Annotated in this window: 12 protein-coding genes, 3 pseudogenes and 1 riboswitch; of the genes and pseudogenes, 7 read left to right on the forward strand and 8 right to left on the reverse strand. The window is 58.5% G+C overall.

The window, feature by feature from the left end:
* Together IQ16_RS37220 and metE are read right to left on the reverse strand one after the other, a co-directional pair.
* Positions 1-148: pseudogene (locus IQ16_RS37220) on the reverse strand (IS5/IS1182 family transposase); the annotation flags it as partial.
* Positions 149-745: 597 nt separating this feature from the next.
* The gene (metE, locus tag IQ16_RS37230; RefSeq protein WP_011084864.1) at positions 746-3,091 is read right to left on the reverse strand and encodes a 5-methyltetrahydropteroyltriglutamate--homocysteine S-methyltransferase; all 2,346 of its coding nucleotides are present in this window, start codon (positions 3,089-3,091) and stop codon (positions 746-748) included.
* Positions 3,092-3,192: 101 nt separating this feature from the next.
* A riboswitch (cobalamin riboswitch) is annotated at positions 3,193-3,394 on the reverse strand.
* Between the two features lie 351 nt (positions 3,395-3,745).
* Here metE and IQ16_RS37235 point away from each other — a divergent pair.
* From IQ16_RS37235 to IQ16_RS37260, 5 genes are all read left to right on the forward strand, one after another.
* Positions 3,746-4,036, forward strand: coding sequence for a hypothetical protein (locus IQ16_RS37235; RefSeq protein WP_131234261.1), 291 nt, complete (start codon positions 3,746-3,748; stop codon positions 4,034-4,036).
* Between the two features lie 345 nt (positions 4,037-4,381).
* Positions 4,382-5,107, forward strand: coding sequence for a hypothetical protein (locus IQ16_RS37240; protein ID WP_014497786.1), 726 nt, complete (start codon positions 4,382-4,384; stop codon positions 5,105-5,107).
* Positions 5,108-6,241: 1,134 nt separating this feature from the next.
* Positions 6,242-6,955: a thermonuclease family protein gene (locus IQ16_RS37245; RefSeq protein WP_014497787.1), complete on the forward strand. Its 714-nt coding sequence runs from the start codon at positions 6,242-6,244 to the stop codon at positions 6,953-6,955.
* Between the two features lie 8 nt (positions 6,956-6,963).
* Positions 6,964-7,707 carry a carbonic anhydrase gene (locus IQ16_RS37250; RefSeq protein WP_026312601.1) on the forward strand — a complete coding sequence of 248 codons (744 nt, stop codon included), beginning with the start codon at positions 6,964-6,966 and terminating at the stop codon, positions 7,705-7,707.
* Positions 7,708-9,603: 1,896 nt separating this feature from the next.
* Positions 9,604-10,770, forward strand: a complete 1,167-nt coding sequence (locus tag IQ16_RS37260) for a flavin-dependent monooxygenase (RefSeq protein ID WP_014497789.1) — start codon at positions 9,604-9,606, stop codon at positions 10,768-10,770.
* Positions 10,771-11,592: 822 nt separating this feature from the next.
* Here the strand turns inward: IQ16_RS37260 and IQ16_RS37265 are convergent.
* Positions 11,593-12,240 (reverse strand): FkbM family methyltransferase, encoded by a 648-nt coding sequence (locus IQ16_RS37265; RefSeq protein WP_011084858.1) that lies wholly within the window; start codon positions 12,238-12,240, stop codon positions 11,593-11,595.
* A gap of 950 nt (positions 12,241-13,190) precedes the next feature.
* On the opposite strand from IQ16_RS37265, the gene IQ16_RS37275 reads away from it, so the two are divergent.
* Both IQ16_RS37275 and groL read left to right on the forward strand, forming a co-directional pair.
* The gene (locus IQ16_RS37275) at positions 13,191-13,505 is read left to right on the forward strand and encodes a co-chaperone GroES (protein ID WP_014497790.1); all 315 of its coding nucleotides are present in this window, start codon (positions 13,191-13,193) and stop codon (positions 13,503-13,505) included.
* 84 nt (positions 13,506-13,589) lie between these two features.
* Positions 13,590-15,230 (forward strand): chaperonin GroEL, encoded by a 1,641-nt coding sequence (groL, locus tag IQ16_RS37280; protein WP_014497791.1) that lies wholly within the window; start codon positions 13,590-13,592, stop codon positions 15,228-15,230.
* Between the two features lie 1,239 nt (positions 15,231-16,469).
* On the opposite strand, the gene IQ16_RS37285 is transcribed toward groL, so the two are convergent.
* From IQ16_RS37285 to IQ16_RS37305, 5 genes and pseudogenes are all read right to left on the reverse strand, one after another.
* A complete protein-coding gene (locus IQ16_RS37285; RefSeq protein ID WP_011084854.1) occupies positions 16,470-17,366 on the reverse strand; it encodes a YopT-type cysteine protease domain-containing protein in 897 nt (298 codons plus the stop codon).
* A 603-nt stretch (positions 17,367-17,969) separates the two neighbouring features.
* Positions 17,970-18,389 carry a DUF7694 domain-containing protein gene (locus IQ16_RS47720; protein WP_011084853.1) on the reverse strand — a complete coding sequence of 140 codons (420 nt, stop codon included), beginning with the start codon at positions 18,387-18,389 and terminating at the stop codon, positions 17,970-17,972.
* Positions 18,371-18,532 carry a hypothetical protein gene (locus tag IQ16_RS46065; protein WP_014497793.1) on the reverse strand — a complete coding sequence of 54 codons (162 nt, stop codon included), beginning with the start codon at positions 18,530-18,532 and terminating at the stop codon, positions 18,371-18,373. Before IQ16_RS46065 ends, IQ16_RS47720 begins: the two co-directional genes overlap by 19 nt.
* A gap of 938 nt (positions 18,533-19,470) precedes the next feature.
* A pseudogene (locus IQ16_RS37300) lies at positions 19,471-20,516 on the reverse strand (IS110 family RNA-guided transposase).
* 89 nt (positions 20,517-20,605) lie between these two features.
* Positions 20,606-21,710: pseudogene (locus IQ16_RS37305) on the reverse strand (IS3 family transposase).
* Positions 21,711-21,725 lie beyond the last annotated feature (15 nt).

Consider the following 21,725-nt stretch of genomic DNA (forward strand, 5'->3'; position numbering starts at 1 on the left):
TGTAGAGCGGCGCGATCTCGCCGTCGATCCAGTCCCAATCGACCTTGCCGGCGAGCAGAACCAGCTCGTGCTTCATATTGATGATCTGGTCGAGCCGAGCCCGGAACAGATCGTTCGATCCCGTCGTCTTGTGCTTCTTCGGCCGCATCGTTCCCTCCGATGCAGACAAGGAATCATGCTTCCCGCTTCGAGGGAATCCACGAAAACCAAATCGCAAGGTTCTGACGCCCAAAGCATCAAAACCTTGCAATCTGGAAATGCCCCTTAGCCCAAATCGAGATTCCCGATCAGTGGCTTAGTCCTTCTTCACGGACGACTATCTAGCGTGGATTGATTGAGGGAGCCTGACGGCATCTCCGAGCGGACCGAATCCGCGCCGGTGCCTTGCGGTGTCCGTCAAGCATTAGTTTTCTCATTGCTGTCGCGGCCGTTGCCAACGTGCCCATGAGCGACAAATCACAGCCTAGACGGCCGCGTACCATGGCATGATTGAGCTGCGGCACTTCTGCTTGAATGGGTCGCAGATTTTCGGCGAATGTCGTCGCCTTGATCGAGCAGCCGGCAATTCTCCCGCGGCCGACGAAACTAGCGTAACGCGTCACCATCTTTTCTCCGAGACCGTACCTTCCCCGGTCCACGAAGTGGACCGGGCATTTTGTCAGCGGCAAGGATAGCCTCGATAATGTGGAAAGCGTAAATCACCATAACCCAATTAGCTTTGTCGAGAACAGACCGGAGCTCGGGATCAACGGATTTGCGGATCGGATGCAGCGCGCAGTTCGCGCGCGGCAGCGACCATGTTGGCGAGCGCAGGCCGAACCTCCTCCCATTTGCGCGTTTTTAGGCCGCAGTCCGGATTGACCCAGAGCTGAGAATCCTGCAAGCGCGTCCGAGCTAGCACGATCAGCTCCTTCATTTCGTCCGTCTCGGGAACGCGCGGAGAGTGAATGTCGTACACGCCCGGTCCGATTTGATTTGGATATTCGTACCTCCTGAACGCATCCAGCAGCTCCATTTTCGATCGCGACGTCTCGATTGAAATGACATCCGCATCCATTGCAGCGATCGCACCGATGATGTCGTTAAACTCTGAGTAGCACATATGTGTATGGATTTGCGTTTGATCGGTAACGCCCGATGAGCAGATGCGGAAGCAATCTCCGGCCCAATCGAGATATGCCTTCCAGTCCGACCGGCGCAATGGCAATCCTTCGCGAAGTGCAGCTTCGTCGATCTGTATCATCGCCGCACCGGCATTCTCGAGATCGCGGACTTCATCGCGCATCGCGAGCGCAAGCTGACGGCAGACCTCGCTTCTAGGAATATCATCGCGAACAAACGACCAGTTCAGGATCGTCACCGGTCCGGTCAACATCGCCTTCATCGGCTTACTAGTTAGTGATTGCGCGTAGCGCCACCATTCCACGGTGATCGGCTTCGGCCGCACTACATCGCCAAACAGGATCGGGGGCCTAACGCAGCGCGAACCATAGGACTGAACCCATCCATTCCTTGTAAATGCGAAGCCGGCGAGTTGCTCGCTGAAGTACTGCACCATGTCATTACGCTCGAATTCGCCATGAACGAGGACGTCAAGACCGATGTCCTCCTGCCAACGTACGGCGCGGGCTATCTCCTCTTTGAGGAACCTGTCGTATTGCTCCTCGCTCATCGCACCTCGCGCATGCGCCGCGCGAGCATTTCGCACCGCTGTGGTCTGCGGAAACGATCCTATCGTCGTGGTGGGAAAAGCCGGTAGTCCAAAGCGTTCCCTTTGGATCTCGGAACGACGGGCAAACGGGGTGGCGCGCTGGCGCATCGTCTGATCGATCGCCCTCATTCGGACAGCGACGTTGGCATTATGGATCTTCGGCGAGGTCCGGCGGGCAGTCGCAGCGCATTCCGACTCGGCAAGAGCTAGCCCAACATTCTGGTCGCCTGCGAGTACCCGCGCCAGGATCGCAAGCTCACGCATCTTCTGAACCGAGAAAGCAAGCCAGCTCTTGACGTCGGACGCGAGCCCGGTCTCGAGTTCAACATCGACCGGCACGTGAAGCAGCGAGCAGGATGGAGCGAGCTGTACACGGTGCCTGCCAAGCTTCGCAATCGAGGGCTTCAGCCGCTGACGGAGCGACGGCAAGTTCGACCGCCACACATTCCGGCCGTCGATGACACCGAGCGACATGACGAGATCACTTCGGCCGTCAGCAACGATCTGATCCAATAGTTCTGGCGCTCGAACCAAATCGACGTGCAGACCGGAAATTGGCAGGCTCAAGGCAGTATCCAGATTGTCGCCTAGGGCGCCGAAATAGCTCGCAAGCATGATCTTGATAGCGGGTCCCTCCTTTGCGAACCGGTTATAGGCGTGCAGCAACGAATTTCGCGCCGCCTCATCCAGATCAAGGACCAGGCAGGGCTCGTCAAACTGGACCCAACTTGCCCCTCGTTTGGCTAATTCATGCAGAAGGTCGATATAGACGGGTATCAGATCATCGAGGAGAGAGAGGGGCTGGAACGCACTATCGGTACTCTTGCCGAGCTTTAAAAATGTGACCGGCCCGATCAGGACAGGGCGGGTCTGAAAGCCAAGAGCCCTCGCTTCCTCATACTCTTCGACGGGTTTGCGAGAGCACAGTCTGAACGCCTGTCCCCGGTAAAACTCAGGAACCATGTAGTGGTAGTTGGTATCGAACCACTTGGTCATTTCCTGCGCGGGCACGCCAGATCCCCGCGGGCTCTGGGCGCAACTCGCATCCTGCTCGCCGCATTGCGATCCGCGGGCCATGGCGAAGTACGTTTGGAGCGAAACGGATTCTCCGTTCGCGGCGTAGATCTCCGGGATTGCGCCAACCATGACGCTTGTATCGAGCACCTGATCATACAGCGAGAAGTCGTTTGACGGAATGATCGTGACGCCGAGCGATTTTTGACGAGCCCAGTTCGCTGCGCGTAGGCCGAATGCGTCTTCGTGCAACTGCTGTTCACTAATCTTTCCAGCCCAGTAGCTTTCTAGAGCGAGCTTGAGCTCACGCCTTGGGCCGATGCGTGGCGTTCCGAGCGTAGCAACTGGAAGAGAGAGAGGAGACATAGCGTTAACCCCTGTTGGGGACAAAGGCCATGGCGGACGCAGGCAGGAGAAGTCGCGCGTGCGACGGCTGCTTGGCGCACCACCGAGACACCCCGCCCGTGGACCAATATATTGTCGGGGCCGGTCTCCTGGCTTGCTGGTCATCGCTGCTGTCCGGCCTTCCCGAAGCCGTGCAGGCTTCAGCGACATCGTCGGACAGCGGCTCGCCGCTCACAGTTGCGGGGGCAGAGCCGGCATTTGCACCGGCTTCCCTCTTAGCTCCGGATCAATGGGAACCGGAGAACCTCGACGACTTGGATTATCGGCAGGAGAACTCTTCCGTCAACCTCTCAGATTATGTGCAAGCTAATCTGCGACATCCGCTAGCCGAATGACCGTGCATCTCTGTGACTTCACCATCTAGAAACATTCTCTCATCAGAGATGCCATAATCAGACATATCCTTCTCAGATGCCGGATAAGCATCGGAGCTGCCTTGAGGCGGAGCCGCACGCTAAATTGATGAAAGGGACAGAAGCAGCCTGCCGGCGGGAGTACCGACGTTATATCAGAGCGCTTTCAATGCGGCTTTGCGATTTCCAGAGGTTCGCCCAGCACCTCAGCTAGCCAGCTCTTCGCTCAACTAAAGGATCTGCGGCGAATAGGCCAAGGCACGTGGCGAAATTTAGCAACTGGCGAGGGGTTGATTTGCGTGCCACCCAGACTTCAGAGCTGGGATCAAGCCGGCTTGGTGCTTGGCAATCACGCAGCTCGAACGCGGGCGGCACGATAGCGAACCACACAGCTCAATGGCGGCAAACCCACTTCCGTCCACAGGCATCCGGCATCGAGGCGTTCAACTCTTCTGCTAAATATCCGGTGCGGGACATGGATGCACAAGCTGCGGCGGATACGCCAAACAGAAACATCGAAAACATGCAAAGGTCGGAAAGTCGACAAGAGTGACACAAACTCCGTGAAATTTTCCGCCTATTGCCTGGCACGAAGAATGCAGACCCTCGGAATGCCCAGTCTCCTCCTCTGGGCAGGTCCAGCTCAGCCAATTGACGCAGTCGCTGCCGGGGAAGTTAGCTGCGCATGACATAGAGGGGAGCGCCTGCTCGCGCGGGACAGCTAGCGGGTGCATCCCCGTAAACTTCTTGCGATGGCATAGCAGGTTCGAGGTTGCCTGCTTCACAAGATATTTGGATGAAACGCGATAGGCCGAGGGTTATGAAGAGAATGCCTGGAAGACCCGCGCTATGGCTTAGCGTGGTCGGATTTTTAATCTGCCTCGCCTGGCCGGCTGCCATGAGCAATAATATTCGGGCCAGCGACAGTCCCCTGGTCGAACGACTGAAGTCAACTTGGCGAGCGCAAGATGGTGAGACGATAGAACAAATTATCTCCAATGTCTCGAAGGTGGCACAGTTCGTGCCTCAAATGTGGGGCGTTGTTGAACTTGGCCAAAACGACTTTATTTTCGTTTCGTGGACCAGACACCGGGACAACAAATCGGACGAACAGTACGTTATCGCCTGGAAGATCGCCCTCGACGGCACGCTTGAACTTGCGTCGACTTATGCGAAGCCGATGGAATTGGGCTGGCGCGCCCTGGCGCTCTCCCTAATCGCCAGTGAAGTCGCAGATGGCGAAAGGGACGCAAATCTTCGCTTTCTGCATGATCCGGCCAACTTCAACTTTGTGACTACCCCGCAAGGCCGGCTCGGCGATCTTCTGCGGCAGGGCCGCTGCACTATCATTGAACCAGTTGGAGTGGACTACTTACCGAAGCGGAATGATAAACCGGCCGAGAAGGGTGGCGTGTGGCGCGTTCTGCTCTTGGTGAATTGTAGTATCCAAGGACCACGTTATTTTACACACAACGGGGTCATCACTTTCGAGAAGAGAGAAGGACAGGATTGGGAGCCACAATCCTCCTTTGCCAAACGCATCGCGAAATTTCCCCCTGGCTCCTGGTTCCAACGCACCGAGCCAAAAGAAGAGGAAGACTTAGGAGAGCCAAGGCCTGAGTAAACCGCCGCAGAGCAACATCTTGCCGCAGTGGCGGAGCGCCTCGAACCTATTGCAAGACATACGCGCTCTACACTTGCTTTGTTTTAGCATCCGCAACGGTCCGGGTGCCTTTCTCGCAGCAGTCCGTCCCGTCGCAAGAAGGTCGGGCCGCGCGATTCCGTTTGTTCCGCCTAGTGTCAGCGGCGCGCACGAGCTTGCGAGATGTGGTTTTCCCGCCTTCACTCCACCCGGTGTGAGGACATCAGTTTGCGTAGCAACGTCGAAGGCACCAGGAAATGAGTGCTGAGACGAAGCCGGCGAGGAAGTTACCGGAAACCGTTCACCGGTAGCAACCCAGCATACCGCTGGGCGCTTGCGCATTTCGGAGCGTGCAGACCGGGAAGCTCAGAGCCGTACGCAAGAACGTCGAGGACCAGACTGGCTCGGCCCTAGCTTATCTGGCACCCATTCGTCTGCACGTCATAGATCCGGATTTCGAAGCATGGAAAACACTTCTATAACTGTGCTCCACCTGCCCTGGTCGACATCAACGATCATCCTGCCGGGCGGAAAAGGCATCGGATTTGCGCGGTTTGCTCGCGCAAGGAGCTAAGTTATGCGCGGGCGTCTACGCTGAACTCCATTGCGTCTTCTTCTAAATCGGTCAGAGCGAGCCAGACAAGATTTTTCACATCTTTTCGTGTGAAATGCGAAATTTCATCGCAGAACCGTCGGCAGCGGCAAGATTGCCGCTGGGAGCCGTGGCCGACCAGAACAAGGTTGCTCCTCAACGCCTGACTCCACCGCGAGCGCCGGCGCTTCATAGTCGGTCTCCTTTTTTGCAAAACACAACATTCCGGGGTTCGGGTTTGTTCAGCATCGCCCGTTCGGCCCGCCCGCGAGGATTTCCCCCTCAGGTGGAGGGTACAGCGCGGTCCTAGTGAGAGAGCCGATGCTCGAAGAATACCGCCGCCCGCCCCGAAGAAATCACTTGATCCTTACGCAGCGTCAGGCCGTAGGTTCGCGTTCCGGCGAAGCGCTCATAGAGCGCTCGGAAATGCCGGCGGAATAACGCACATAATGCTGTCAAGCAGTCGAATGTATCGGCACCGTATCGTGCGTGAAACGTGGATCAGGAGCGAAAGGTTATTGTCGGTGAACCGCGGAATTATGTTCGCATTGCTCGCTCTCGTCACATCTCCGGTCTGCGCCGCGACGCTCAGCGGTGCTCCGCGCATCCTCGACGGCAATACGATCGAGATCGAGAAAACCAACGTTCGGCTCTCAGGCATCGAAGCTCCTGAGACGGACCAGATTTGTCTCGACACCAACGGTCGCAAATGGGCCTGCGGCGTAGCTGCTCGCGACGAGCTTATCAAGCATTCAAATGGGCGAACCTGGGATTGTCACACCCAGAGAGTCGATGAGTACAGACGAGCCCTCGGTAACTGCTTCATCGAAGGCGAGAATGTGAATGTCTGGATGGTACGCTCGGGCTGGGCACTATCGGCTGCTGCATCTCACGCTGTCTATGAGTTGTCGGCAAGCACAGCCCATGCCGGACTGTGGTCGGGAGCGTTCATCGCTCCGTGGGACTGGCCTCGCCGCAATAAGGGCACGATGATCATCGGCGCGTGGTCGGTTCCGATCGACGCGCAGGAAGTACTGCTCGGATCAGTCCTGCTGTCGGAACCACCGTCCCCCGAGTGCCTGATAAAAGGCACTGTCGAGCGCAGCGGCGAGCGGATTTATCACCTGCCAGGGCAAGCCAGCTACGAACTAATCGATATGACGAAGAAGCGCAGCGAACGCTGGCTTTGTAGCGAAGCGGAAGCCGAAGCCACCGGGTGGCGTAAGGCCGTGCGATGAGGCGACACATGCATGCAGCCAATTCTCCAAATATGAACCATTTAACCAGCACTGCGCGTTCGCGCCGTTCGCTGTTGTTGTTTGCTGCTTCGACAGTTTTCCTACGATTCGGCAATAAAATTGCCGATGCAAGGGAAGCAAAAGGCACGCCCAAGCCAGATAACCTGCTGTCGCCAGATGCTGCCCTGAAGCGGCTGCTGATGGGAAACGATCGTTATGTCCAGGGTACATCGCGAGCCGACGATTTCAGGCGCGAGCGTTCGGCTTTGGTCGAAGGCCAAAATCCATATGCGGCGGTTTTGAGCTGCGCCGACTCTCGCGTGGCGCCCGAACTTGTGTTCGACAGCGGGCTCGGTGATCTGTTTGTCTGCCGCGTCGCCGGCAACTTCGCTAATGATGATACGCTCGCCAGTATGGAATATGCGGTCGCAGTACTGAACACGCCGCTAATCCTCGTACTAGGCCACGATCATTGCGGCGCGATAGACGCTACGATCAAGTCGCTCCATCAAGATAAGCCGCCGCCAGGGCACATTTCATCCCTGGTGACCGCACTTGCTCCCGCGGTGAACGCATCTCTAGGGCAAGCCGGCGATATATCCGCCCACGCAACCCGAAAAAATGTGATCGACAATGTGAACAAACTCAGATCGACGGGCCCGATTCTGACGGCTGCAGTTGAGCAGAACCGGCTGAAAGTCGTCGGAGGCCTGTATCGGATCGGCACCGGTAAGGTCGATATTGTCAGCTGACGCTAGCACATTCACACCCGAGGCGAATCATCTGCCGTGTGATACGGCCCTTCCGTTCCGCTGTTTGGTCCACCGTCTGCGACAAATGCCCCGGATACCATCCGCTCCATAATAATGATCACTTCGGGAAGTCCTTCGGTATGCGTGGCGTCTTGATTCTCCTCATGTTCTACCTACTCATGTTAGCAACACGCGGCGAGCATCAAGAAACGCACCTAACGCGTCCGACAGCGTTCATGCCTCCATATTGAGTTGCAAACCCAATAGCGTGGTTCCGGTAGCAGATAGCGATGAAGCGCATTGCCTGGCTGTGAACTCCAGAGCCGGCGACGATCCTGAGATCTTCTAGCTCCGATCGAGCACGCCATGAATGGTGTTGCTTTATCACCAAGCTCAGCCAGGGCTGCAGATCACATAGAACAACCAGCAGGACTGCCATCATTCGTTATGATAGTCTCGTTCGCCGCCAAGGACCCGGCCCGCAATGATAAGGCCGTTGAAAGCATGGTTGTTTTCACCACGATCTCGCATGCGCTGCCTGATATTGCACACAGTCGCGCGACCCGCCCGCTTTGGACAATTTACTATCCGTCCTCCATAACGAGTTCGACACGAGACGAAACTGGCAGCTCGCAAATTGCATAGCGTGTACGCGAAACCCATCAGGTTGTTAGTCGCTGCGGACACAGTAAGTTGTGCCAGATTTGTCCGCCCAGGCGAATACCAGAACAATGATTCAAATGTTGCGCACCGCGTCTGCCAGCCAGAAATCATCTAACACCCGATAGATTTGGCAAGCAAGCTCTTCAACCACGGCGTCGCTCAGTAGGAAACAGAAGACTAGCTTCAGAACGTGGATCCCTCATCAGTCGTAACGCTCGTGGCGCAGGCATGCTGCGCGAATTTGGCAAGCTCGGCCAAAATCTCAGCATTGGAAAACCGCCGAAGAGGGAGGCGCCGGCGGCTGCAAAAGAGGTCGACAGGTCAGAATTCTGCCCGAATTTCTTGCGTCCTGTAGGACAGAAGGTAGACGGCTCGTGTGCTGCAACGAGCCTCCTAAGCTCCCCGGGGCCTCTTCGAAGCGCGCCTTGTCTTTGCTTGCATGAGCCGGGTACTCTTGCAGTGCCTCGAACAGATTTGATCGCGTAATTCAGCGTCTTGAGCTCCGTGCGTTTGCTGAACACCAGCTGTCTGGAGGTCCGCTTCTAACCAGGCGCTCCCCGCAGTCGCACGAACAGCTATTGGGCTGTTGGTAGCATCGGGAGATCGGAGCGGGTCTTAATTTTGGCACTAACGTTGAATCTGGCCGGTCGGCGATCGAGGTCCGCTTCTGTCGGTTTGCTTGCGGCTTGTTGAGTCAATGACATTGGCGGAAAGTATACACGAAGACACGAGCATGTGTGGCACGGCGCGGCGGAATGATCTCGCGAGATTCGGACAAGGCCGGCAGACATGCTTAATGGCACGCCGATTGCTGAGACGATGGAAAACTAAGTCGCAGGCTTGAGCGCCCTCCCGAGCATAGCTCAGGAACTCCAAACTTGGCTCGACCCGGCTTGTCCGACGTATGAGCACACGTCCATGGAGAAGACATGACATCGCATGCCCCCCCGACCAGCCGCCGGAGATCCAGCCCGGCAACCACGGGCCGATGTCGCGCCGCCGTCTACCGGCTGTTTTGCCGGCCAGCCTCCATGCAACGGCAACAGCTACATCTCAGTCTGGCTTCCCGGCCCTTAAATTGGGAAGCTACCGTGCGCAATCTCATGCAAGCGATATCAACTGCGACAGCTCTGAGAATGTCCTCCAGCCGGTATCGTATCACCCAGCTTCGCCCCGTGCGCAGTCAATGGCTGACGCACGACCATGGTCGGCACAAGACGCGGAGGACGATCTATGAACGCTTCACCCGAAAAGCAATGTCCTGTATCCCACACCGCGGCTGCGACCTGGGATAATCTGTCGCCGCTACTTGTCGAGATCCGTGCGCGTCGCAACGAGTTTGGCCCCGCGCAGGAAATTCCAAAAGAGATCATCGACGGCTTCAGGCGCATCGGTATCTATCGGGCTATGGTCGCGAAGCGATTCGGCGGCGAGGAGCGAACACCAGCCGAATTTTGCCGCCAGATCGAGCGCATCTCCGAGGCCGACGGATCCGCCGGTTGGGTCGCCAGCTTCGGGGATGGAGCTCGCTACCTCGCTGCTCTTCCGGACGACACGCTTCGAAAAGTGTACGCCAATGGACCTGACGTCGTATTGGCGGGTGCGCTCTTCCCGCTCCAGCCCGCCAGGCGATGCGCCGGCGGATTTGTCGTGAACGGCGTGTGGCCATTCGCTAGCGGCTCGCCCGGGGCGGATTTGATAGGAGTTGGTATAAAACTGGAAGACGATCCGGCCGGAGACCTCCCGCGTGTAGCGGTGATTCCGGCAGAGAAGGTGACAATCCGGCCCAATTGGGACGTCATCGGACTACGAGGCACCGGAAGCCACGACGTTGTCGTCAGCGACGTCATTGTGCCAGAGCAATGGACCTTGATCCGCGGCGGTCCGGCAACACTTGATGGGCCGATCTATCGTTATCCGTCCGTCGCTTTCGCTGCGCAGGCGCATGCGGTCGTCGGCATCGGGATTGCGCGAGCCGCAATAGACGAGGTGATCGCCATGGCCGGAAGCCGCGCCTCGATCACTGGAGCGCCCGTGATGGCTGAGCGCGGCTATGTCCAACTTGAAATCGCCAAAGCCGAATCTATGCTACGTTCCGCTCGTTCCTTCTTTTACGAGGCCACGGAAGAGCTGTGGAAGCAAGCGCTCACGGGCGGGGTAAATCTGAGCACCACGATGCAAGTGCGGCTCGCCGCGACGAACGCCGCGCGGCAGGGCGCTGAGGTCTGCAGGATCTCGAGCGGTCTTGCTGGAACTGAGGCGCTCTATACCAGCAGCAACCTAGCACGCGCCATGTGCGACAGCTTCGTGGTTGCCCAGCACGCAGCTTTAAACGAGGGAACGCTTCAGAGTGCTGGCCTCGCCCTGCTCGGAACTGCAATACAGCCCGGCTTTCCATGAAGTAAAGGGATCAGGCGCGGGCAAACCACAGGCCACGCGAATGGATTGCCGAGCGGGATCGACCTGAATTTCTGCGCAACGGCAACCCACGAACTTTCCAAATCACCGAGCGACGGGGCTCGACTCTCACGGGCTGTGCCGCCTGGGCGCACCGTGCAGCACTGCACGGCGCAATATCCTGGCACTCAACCTTGCGCTTATCGATGCGGCACGCCGACACTGGCAAGGGCAGTACGACATTGATGTGAAGCGTACCGTGCACCTCCATCGGAATGATGGATCAATCTGGCTCTTGGCCGCGGCTGGCGGATCGGCATCGACGGCGCGGAAGAGACGCTGCGGCCGCATGAGATCGCGCATCGCCTAACCGGCCATCTTCCGGCTGAAGAGACCCATGTCAGCCCTCCAATACAGCCAGCCCTCTGCCGTTGGGATGGAGTGACATTAGCAAGCTAGACCGGTTTGGGGCGCGCCGATGAGGCCGCGCGATGGTTTGGCGTGATCGGCAGTAGATCCTGGCGACTGCCGGTAGAGCGGAACCGACGAAGCGACGTCATGAATGTGCGAACGCCTTGCTGCTACATCGGCTGTTCGATCGCCACGGCACCACGGCCTTAGCTCCTCAGGATCGGATGGACCCGCTGACTACCATGGCGCTGGCCGCTCCCTATGGACCGGCTGGCGTTCACGCCGGCTCGAAACCGCACACCAATCGGGCTAACGATAGCCGCCCGCCTTGACGATCACCGTTGTGCAGCTACGGCCATCACAGAGTACGCTGATCAGGCGCTGCATGAATGAGACGCTAGATCTGAGTAGCTGCTAGACACGCGTATTCCTGAGCAATACATCACCTTCCACTGCGCGCGGATAGTGAGCCGCCACTTCAAATGATGGCAATGAGCTAAGAATGGCTTGCAGGCTCAACTGCCCTTCGTAGAGCTCGCGATCACTATATTCGGTGTAGATGAAGCGCGTGTTGCTCAAGGTCCGCATGCCGCCGGCGATAACGTCGGCTTCGGCTCCCTGAACGTCCATCCAGATGAAATCGACTCCGTCCAATTTGGCTTCGCTGCACCAGTCGTCCAGCCGCCGTGTTTCAACCGAGACAGGCCGATCAAACCGGACCCAATCATACTCGGTAAGATGGTTCTTTGGGCGGCGTATTGAGCCGGACAGGTCCCAATCTTTCGCATCCCCATCTGCATTACTCGGATGGAAGTCGATCGTCCCGTTTCGGTCGCTGATGGCGATTTCTAGCAGCTTCACCTTATTGAGGGATGGACCGAGCTTCTTCTTGAAGCGCGCGATCGCTCGGGGGTCGGGCTCAAAGCAGTAAAGCTCGGGTTGCGGGCACAGCTCGAGGAACTTTTGCGTATCAGTCCCATCATTGCAGCCAATATCCAGGATGACGGGATTCGGCTTCTGCAGAAGTGAGACGATGTGCTGATGTACTTCTACGGATGACACAGATGCTCTTCCATGGTGCGCGGAGATCGGATGAATTTCGACTTGGAAGCCGATCACACGCCGGAAGCAGCTGCACAACGTATATCAAGGTATATTGCTCTTATATCCGCCAATCCCTTCGATCCTCGACAGCTGTTTGGATGCCATCGACATCAAGTAGAGGGAATCTATCGAGCACCTCGCGATGCAATCTCGACCCTATCGCCGGAAAATGCGGCCTCAGTGAGTTAGATCGCCGTCCTGGCTTTTCGCCGGCCGAAAGAACGCTTTCGTTCAAGCGCCACCTGCCGGATATGATCTATGGCACGTGCCGAGCAGAGTGGCCCCTTATGCATAGCAACAGCCCCTCATCTCGATGACAATTGCGCAAAAATGTGCGCTGTCGGCTGATGGCCGCCATCTCAGATAGTAGCTCCCGTCAATCTCTTCCGCGGAATCGCCGGCGAGGAACGCGGCCGGTGAAAGCACCGCGGTGCGCGATGTCCGGCGCAATCAAGCTTTCGCGGCGCGCGCAAATTTCTTCAAGTGCTGCCGGCACGATGACCAGGGTGAAGTCAGTAGGGTTTGAGCACCGCCGCTGGACACCGTTTGTGGACCGCACGCTTTGCCCGCCACAGCTGCTAGATGGTGCCGTCAGGCAATCATGTGCAATGCCAGCACCGCCGCCAACACGCGAGGCCTTTCGACCTGTTCAACGACCACCGGAGCAACGTTGAAGTCTTCCCGGGATCAATGCAGTATTCGAAGAAACGCAATGTCATTTTCACGACAGCCGGGCGGGCTGGTGCACCTCTGCGCGTTTGCTTCTGGACAACACAATCGCAGCCGCTGAATGCTTCAGCAGTACTGGAAGGGCAGATCGCTTAGCGCATTTCTGGCCTGACTCTTGCTACGGGCTGCTTGTCACATTGTGCCTAACTTCAACTTGTTCACACGCTCAGGAGACCTCTATGAAATTCCGTCCGCTTCACGACCGCGTCGTGGTCAAGCGCATCGACGCAGAAGAGAAGACCGCCGGCGGCATCATCATCCCCGACACTGCCAAGGAAAAGCCATCGCAGGGCGAAGTCGTTGCAGTTGGCCCGGGAGGCCGCGATGATAGCGGCAAGCTAATTCCGATCGACATCGAAGTCGGTGATCGCGTGCTGTTTGGCAAGTGGTCCGGCACCGAGGTCAAGATCGATGGGCAAGACCTGTTGATTATGAAGGAGAGCGACGTGATGGGTGTTCTCACCGATGTCTTCTCCAAGAAGAAAGCCGCCTAATTCACAGCTCGCAGCTCACCCCTCCTGAGGAGAGCCCATCGGGCGCGCCAAAGGATGAATTAATAGGGACTGAAGGAATTTTGTATGTCAGCCAAAGAAGTGAAGTTCGGAGTAGACGCGCGGGACCGTATGCTGCGCGGTGTCGACATTCTCGCCAACGCCGTGCAGGTCACGCTCGGTCCAAAAGGCCGCAACGTCGTGCTCGACAAGTCGTTCGGCGCACCTCGAATTACCAAGGACGGCGTTGCAGTCGCCAAGGAGATCGAGCTCGACGACAAGTTCGAGAACATGGGTGCCCAGATGGTGCGTGAGGTCGCTTCGAAGGCTGCGGATGCTGCTGGCGACGGTACCACCACCGCGACCGTCCTGGCCGCTGCGATTGTGCGAGAAGGCGCCAAGTCGGTTGCCGCCGGCATGAACCCGATGGACCTCAAGCGCGGTATCGACCTTGCGGTCGAGGCTGTGGTTGCGGACCTTCAGAAGAACTCCAAGAAGGTCACCTCGAATGAGGAGATCGCCCAGGTCGGCGCAATTTCGGCTAACGGCGACCAGGAGATCGGCAAATTCCTCGCCGACGCGGTGAAGAAGGTCGGCAACGAGGGTGTCATCACCGTCGAGGAAGCCAAATCGCTCGAGACCGAGCTCGACGTCGTCGAGGGCATGCAGTTCGACCGCGGCTACATCTCGCCCTACTTCGTCACCAACGCCGACAAGATGCGCGTTGAGATGGACGACGCCTACATCCTCATCAACGAGAAGAAGCTCTCCTCGCTGAACGAGCTGCTGCCGCTGCTCGAGGCCGTGGTGCAGACCGGCAAGCCGCTGGTCATCGTCGCCGAGGACGTCGAAGGCGAAGCGCTCGCGACCCTGGTCGTGAACCGTCTCCGTGGCGGCTTGAAGGTCGCGGCCGTCAAGGCTCCGGGCTTCGGCGATCGCCGCAAGGCCATGCTGCAGGACATCGCGATCCTGACCGGCGGCCAGGCGATCTCGGAAGATCTCGGCATCAAGCTCGAGAACGTCACGCTCAACATGCTCGGTCGCGCCAAGAAGGTGATGATCGACAAGGAGAACACCACGATCGTCAACGGCGCCGGCAAGAAGGCCGACATCGAGGCGCGCGTGGCCCAGATCAAGGCGCAGATCGAGGAGACCACCTCGGACTACGACCGTGAGAAGCTCCAGGAGCGTCTCGCCAAGCTCGCAGGCGGCGTCGCGGTGATCCGCGTCGGCGGCGCGACCGAGGTCGAGGTGAAGGAGCGCAAGGATCGCGTCGATGACGCGATGCATGCGACCCGCGCGGCAGTCGAGGAAGGCATCGTCCCGGGTGGCGGCGTCGCCCTGCTCCGTGCCTCCGAGCAGCTCAAGGGTCTGCGCACCGAGAACGACGACCAGAAGACCGGCGTCGAGATTGTGCGTAAGGCGCTGTCCTGGCCGGCCCGCCAGATCGCAATCAACGCCGGCGAGGACGGTTCGATCGTAGTCGGCAAGGTCCTCGACAACGAGCAGTACTCTTTTGGTTTCGACGCCCAGACAGGCGAGTACAGCAACCTCGTTTCCAAGGGTATCATTGACCCGGCCAAGGTCGTGCGCATCGCGGTCCAGAACGCCTCTTCGGTGGCCGGGCTGCTGATCACGACGGAAGCGATGGTTGCCGAGCTGCCGAAGAAGGCTACGGCTGGTCCAGCAATGCCTGCGGCCCCCGGCATGGGCGGTATGGACTTCTGATCGGCCTCCTTAAATTCTCGATGGCATGCAAAACCCTGGCGATAATGTCAGGGTTTTTTGCAGCGAGCGGTCTGTAGCCTGCCAGTCGACGAAGAATACAGCCCATGGGCCTATCGGCCTATCCATGTGCGCGGCGGCAGGCCCCGGCTCAACTTGCTTGTGACCGTTCCTTGGCGGCGACAGGACCGCGTCCGGCACGACGCGCTGAGGGGATGGAATGTGTCTATGCTAACGATATTTTACGTTGGTCGTCCACTAGGCAGATGGCTGGGTGCTAGGCAGCAGGGCATGAACCCGCGCAGGCGCTCTCGCCGGATGCATGCCGTCGGGTTCGTCAGCTTTTGGACAGCTATTCGGTGTACAATGACTCTTGAAGTTAGCGGCGCGTGGTAGGGACAGCGCTCGCCCCGAGTATGCGTGGGGATTTCGGCGCCGAGTCACGCTCCTGCTAACTTCAACCAGTCGCGCATGCGCGGCAGAGACAGCGTCTGATCCATCCACCCGACCAGCGCCCCCGCTGCTTCCCGCGTAATCGGATCCACGCTACCGGGCGCCGGTCATCCGAATTAGCTAAATACCCCCCATGCGAGCGCTCCGCGCAGGAACTCCTCGTCCAAACTTCGCGATGTCACTCGCACTATTCGGCACTTTAATCCGTGAAAGAGTGCTCCAGCTCGGCGCACAATTCCATTGAGAAGCTTGGAACAACACAGCGCTGCAATATCACTGAGTCAGATCGCGGATGAGGTCCTCACCGAAGCCGTCAATCAAGTCCAGCGACGAGAGAAGGCGGATTGTCGCGGAGCTCGTGGCGAGCGATGACTGGCTTTGAGGCGCCGGTGCGACGGCAAGCCGATGCCCCCGGCAGCAGCTATTTGGTTGGTGAGCTCACTATAAAAGCGGCTGGCGGTGATTCCGAAGCAGATCGGCTCCAGCTAGTGCCGACTCTGTGGATGCTTGGTTGCCGACCGGCCCCCTGAGCGCGATTGGGCGTCGGGTAACGCAACCCTACGAGGAGGTTAGCCTAACGGGCCGCCGGTCCGGCCTGAGAGGAAGCGCAGGCGATTGCTCTGACACGCGATGGCGCGGGGCTCACAAACCTCAGTGACCGGCGAACCTATGTCGCTAAACATTCCCCTCTCTGCACTACTTCCAGAGAACTTCCATCGAGAGCATCGATTGAACATCCACAGAAACCGCGGCGGGTGAAACAAGGCGGGCGATGCGGCTGCCTCGTGTCTACCGATGAGGTTCCGCGCGCGGGAATAGGGCAAGGTCCGTTGCATTGGGATGCCCATACCTGATCCTTTGTGTGACGACCGCCGAAATATCACGTTTGTTCAGGGTGCTATAGCGCTCGGCAAGACTCTTAAACAACCCTCCGACCCGATCTGACGGAACAGTAAATTCGCCATAGTTAGGATCAGAGAGGATCGTCGTTCCATTCGACGTTGCCGTTGCAATCGTGTGGGTGCCGGCGCCAGGTTGGACGAATTTCAAGCTGACCAAATGGACGGATGGATCCTGCGCAAGCTCGTTTACGATCTTGTCGATGCACGAAGATGTACCAAACCTATATCGCGTCTCTTCAGCAGATGGTTCTAGGCCGGCGTCACGCAAGATTGTGCTTTTTGCCTGGAAATTGTGAGACCCTTCCGCCTTATCCTCTTTCAATTGAGTCTTAAGCTTTTCAGACTGTTCCTGCCGTCTTGCCGCCGAGCGGTGATTTTCCGTGCCCGGGAGCAGAACCCCCATTCGGGAGGAAGCGCTGCTTGGGAGATCAAGGAGCCACTCCGCGGCCAATCCAACACAGATTCCACTGACATTGGCTTGGGGCAATTCCGCCGTCCTGTAATCGAACAGAGGACGGACAGGGCTAGTGGCAACGGATAACTCGGAGCTGGAGGACAGAGAGGATGTGCTGAGGCCCGAGGTGTTTGAACTATCATCGATTGCATCTGAGGTATGCGGCTTGCTGAAGCAGAGCCCCATTCTATCGAACAATTCGCCGGGCGCCAGGCTCTCCAGCCGCGCGATTTCGGTGAGTGTTTGGGCACATTCGCTACCGTCTGCGGGCCAACTCGATTCCTCAGCTTGCTCAGTATGTGCGTATTCGCCATCGACTCGATTATACATGCTGGTTCACCGGCTTCTTCCGCGTGCGTCTCCTCAGAGGGCGCGCTGCTCACATCTTGCCTGCGACCGATATCGCGGCAAACTGACGAGGAGCTGGCCACCACACAAGCTTAGGGAAGCTATCGCCGTCATGGCAAATTGGCTGTGCGACAGTCCCAGCTTCCGGGCGCTGCTGCAGGTGTGAGGCGGTGGCCGACCAGCTAGTGACTCTTGCACAGTGAAAGAGGTCGCGCTCGTGTAATTTCAGCTTCAGTCAGGATGATGGCTGCGTTAGACGATGCCTTCACCAAACCAGGCTCGGTCGTGGGCTTGAGATCGATCTCACCCTCATCGTGCCGCGCCGCCCGGCGCCCAAAACTTCGCCTCCAAAGAGCGCGCAATTCGCGTCCCCAGTTCGCCCCGTGATCGGCTATCAGCGAGCGAGATGCTGTTGTTCGCTCTGAGGCTGCTCCTGTTTGACAGCGGCATTTCATCTCAGCCCGCCTTGCACGCCGCAACGGCCGAGCGAGCCTGACATACACCCGCTTCTCATCGGGACGCCGAACCGGTGCTTGTGCACCCGCTCGGCCTCACCTTGTGCTCGGATATTGTAAACTCAGTCCGTCATGCTGTCGCGCTCATCCGCGCGAACAACGTTGCCGCATCTGAGGGACTCAATCCAACGACGCCTACGAAGCTCGGAGACGGCATCGGAATGTCTCGATAAATGGGTCTCCACAAATGAAGGCAATATCGGCTGTTATTCACATAACGCGAATGTGGCGGATGCAGTTGCATGACGCACTCTTCTTCATCCCAGAACATGTCTTTGACAAAGCACATCTCCTCCCAGTTTGGACAACGCCGCGGTGTCGAAACAGCGACATGCTCCCACCCAGGACGGACAAATGCACTTATCTTTAGTTCACACCCGCAAGGCCCCTGCACAAAGAAGAGACCGCAAGGGCCTGATCCCGGAGCAGTCGCGAACCGGCCATGCTGCACCCGGCCCGCCTCCAGCTTGTCTACCACCTGCGCTCGCACGCCCGCTCCTTTGCCTCTCGGATAGCCCTGAACTCTACGTAGAGGACGTTGTCGCGCAACAAGTCAACCTCCGCGATTCTCGGCCCAGCTTTCCTGAACCACTCTACAACGCACCATCCGCAAAAGCGGTAGATGTCTATCATCACTCACGCTCCTCTAGTTATGCCTCTGGTGCTCGAATTGCGCTCGGTGCCGCCGGTTGCCTGAGGACGGGCGGCGGCACGATCTGTACGTTGAGTTAGGCGACCCGCCGATCGAATCTTCCCGCTACTTATGTAAGTCCGCCATTGAGCCTCTCCGCGGCGAAGCAGTCTTGATCGGTGCCAGGCATTCACTGCTCATCGCCGGCAGAGCGCACATCACGCTTGAGCATGCGAAGTCGGCGGCTCTTGAGGCCTCATCTCGTCTTCAATGAATTGTCCCTCATCATGCCATGCTCTCCTATTGGCGGCGGAATCCAGACTTCATGATGCTCGCAGTTGCCGCACCAGATAGCTCCGGGCGACATTGCTGCTTCTGCGGGAGTGTACTTGATCCCTTGCGGCCTTCTCGCAAAGGCTGAACAGTCCTAATGCGTCAATTATGTGAAAACCATTCAGTTTTATGGCGTCCAAATCGGCTCGTACATAGCCGCAGACGTCTGGAATGCACTTCTTAGCTGGCACATCCAGCGGACCGCTGCGACCTCGATCGTCAGCTAACGGTCAGGAACAATGATTAACCGATCTCATTGGCTGCCACTGCAAATATCGCTCGATTTATAGGCCTCACTAAGATGCGGCCCTTAACGCGTTGGCTACGTGACCTTGCCCCCATATGTGGAACGGCCCGCGAGGCAAGAGCTTTTTCAGTCGATTTCACACATTGGAACGGTGCGGTCATATGTCCGGCCTTTGCGCGCGGCACAATATGGCCGCTGGCCTCGATGAGATCCGCGGAACGAGGAGCTAAATCAAGTTTACGCGCTTGAGCGCATTGGGGGCAGTAGCTTCACTCGTTTCGGGATTTCGTCCCATGGGTTCATCGCCTGTTGTTGCACCTCGCCCTCTGCCGGCCTGCGCCGGTCAGATCGTTTTGGCGGTCACTGCGTCACCGCGGCAATCGCCAATGGGTCGGGACGCCGATAAATTTCACCCTTGTCCAGGAGCGCCCAGATGATCCGCGCCGTCTTATTGGCCTGCGCGACGGCGGCAACCTTGAAGGGGCGTCTGGCGAGAAGCGCCTTCAGCCACGGCCGCGCCCGAACGTCGTTTCGGACAAGCCGCAAGACGGCCGTTGCCCCGACAACGAGGATAGAGCGGAGTTCTGGATTTCCCATCTTCGATATTCGTCCCAACCGCTCTTTGCCTCCGCTTGAATGAGGCCGCGGCGTCAATCCCAGCCAGGCGGCAAAGTGGCGAGCCGACTTGAACCCGCCGGGATCCGGCACAAGCGCTTTGATGGTCGCCGCCGTAATGGCGCCGACGCCAGGGATCGTGGTCAACCGACGCATGTCCTTCGTCGTGCTTGGCCTCCGCGACGATTGCGCGCTCGAGCCTCTCGATCTGGTCGGCTGAAGCTTCAATCTCGTCGGCAATAGCCATCAGCGCGAAGCGCGCTGCTGCGGGCAGGCGTGCATCTGTCTCATCCCGTATGATTGCGACCAGCGCCTCAACCTTTGCCAGGCCGGCGGTGGCGATGATCCCCAATTCTGCCAGATGCGCGCGCAACGCGTTGACCGATTGCGTTCGCTGCCGCACTAGAAGAGCGCGGGGTCTTCAGCACCATCGCGGCAGCCTGTTGCTCAGCCGTCTTAATCGGCACGAAGCGCATGGTCTTTCGGGTCACCGCTTCGCTGATGGCCTCAGCGTCCGCCGAATCCGTCTTGCCACGCTTGACGAAGGGTTTGACATAAGCCGGCGGAATGAGCCGGACCTCATGACCGAGAGCTGCGATCTCGCGCGCCCAATAGTGGGCGCTACCGCATGCTTCCATCCCCACCAGGCATGCTGGCAGCTTCTCAAAGAAACGCAGAACTTCGCTGCGCCGTAGCTTCCGGTTGAACACGGGTGAGCCCTCGGCATCCGCCCCGTGAACCTGGAAAACGTGCTTGGCCAGATCCAGCCCGATGGTGATAACCTGTTTCACGGAACGGTCCCTCCTTTGTGGCGTTCGAACAACGACCACGTTCTAGCACTTTGATGCTGTTGGAGCGGGCCGTTCCACCACATCAAGTTTTATCCGGTCCTGAGTTCGCCCCGGCTGTTGGATTTGCTCGGTTGGGCGGTGGCAGCGGCGGGAGCTGGCGCGGAGCCATCGGCATAGCGCAGCGCCAGATCCCGTCGCGGGTTGCAGGTGAAGGCAAACTCCGATGGTGTTTTCCATCCGAGTTGCGAGTGAGGTCGCGTATCGTTGTAGTCGGCCCGCCAATGTCCGAGTTCGACGCGGGCCTGGGCCAGCGACGTGAACAGCGTCTCGTTCAACAATTCGTCTCGGAGACAGCCATTGAAGCTTTCGATGAAGGCATTCTGCGTCGGCTTGCGGGGCGCGATGTAATGCCAGTCGACACGGCTCTGGTCGGCCCATGTCAGGATGGCGTTGCTGGTCAATTCGATGCCGTTGTCGCTGACCACCATTTTGGGCTTGCCGCGCTCAATCATCAGCCGGTCCAGCTCCCGCGCCACACGGGTGCCGGAGAGTGAGGTGTCGGCCACCAACGCCAGGCATTCGCGCGTGCACTCGTCGACCACGGTCAGGATGCGGAAGCGGCGGCCATCGGTGAGCTGGTCCGAGACGAAGTCGAGCGACCAGCGGTCATTCGGCGCTATCGGCACCACCATCGGCGCCCTGGTCCCGAGCGCCCGCTTGCGGCCACCACGGCGACGGACCGCGAGCCTCTCTTCCCGGTAGAGCCGGAACAGTTTCTTGTGGTTGACCAGATAGCCCTCCCGCCTGAGCAGAACATGCAGGCGCCGATAGCCGAAGCGACGGCGCACCTCGGCAATCGCTCTCATGCGTTGGCGTAGGGCCGCGTCGTCCGCCCGGGTCGTCCGATATCTGATGGTCATGCGGCAACAGCCGATGGCTTTACACGCCCGCCGTTCGCTCATCCCGTGGGCGTCCACGATCGGCCAAAAGCCGCTTCAGCCGCGTGTTCTCATCCTCCAGCGTCCTCAGCCGCTTGGCCTCCGAGACCTCCATCCCGCCAAACTTGGCTTTCCATTTGTAGATGCTGGCATCGCTGACGCCGTGCTTCCGGCACAGATCGGCAACCGACACGCCAGCTTCGTACTCCTTCAAAATCCCGATGATCTGCTCTTCCGTAAAGCGGCTGCGCTTCATGCTCTGGTCCTCATA

It is taken from the genome of Bradyrhizobium huanghuaihaiense (assembly GCF_007830635.1).
Classification (GTDB): Bacteria; Pseudomonadota; Alphaproteobacteria; order Rhizobiales; family Xanthobacteraceae; genus Bradyrhizobium; species Bradyrhizobium huanghuaihaiense.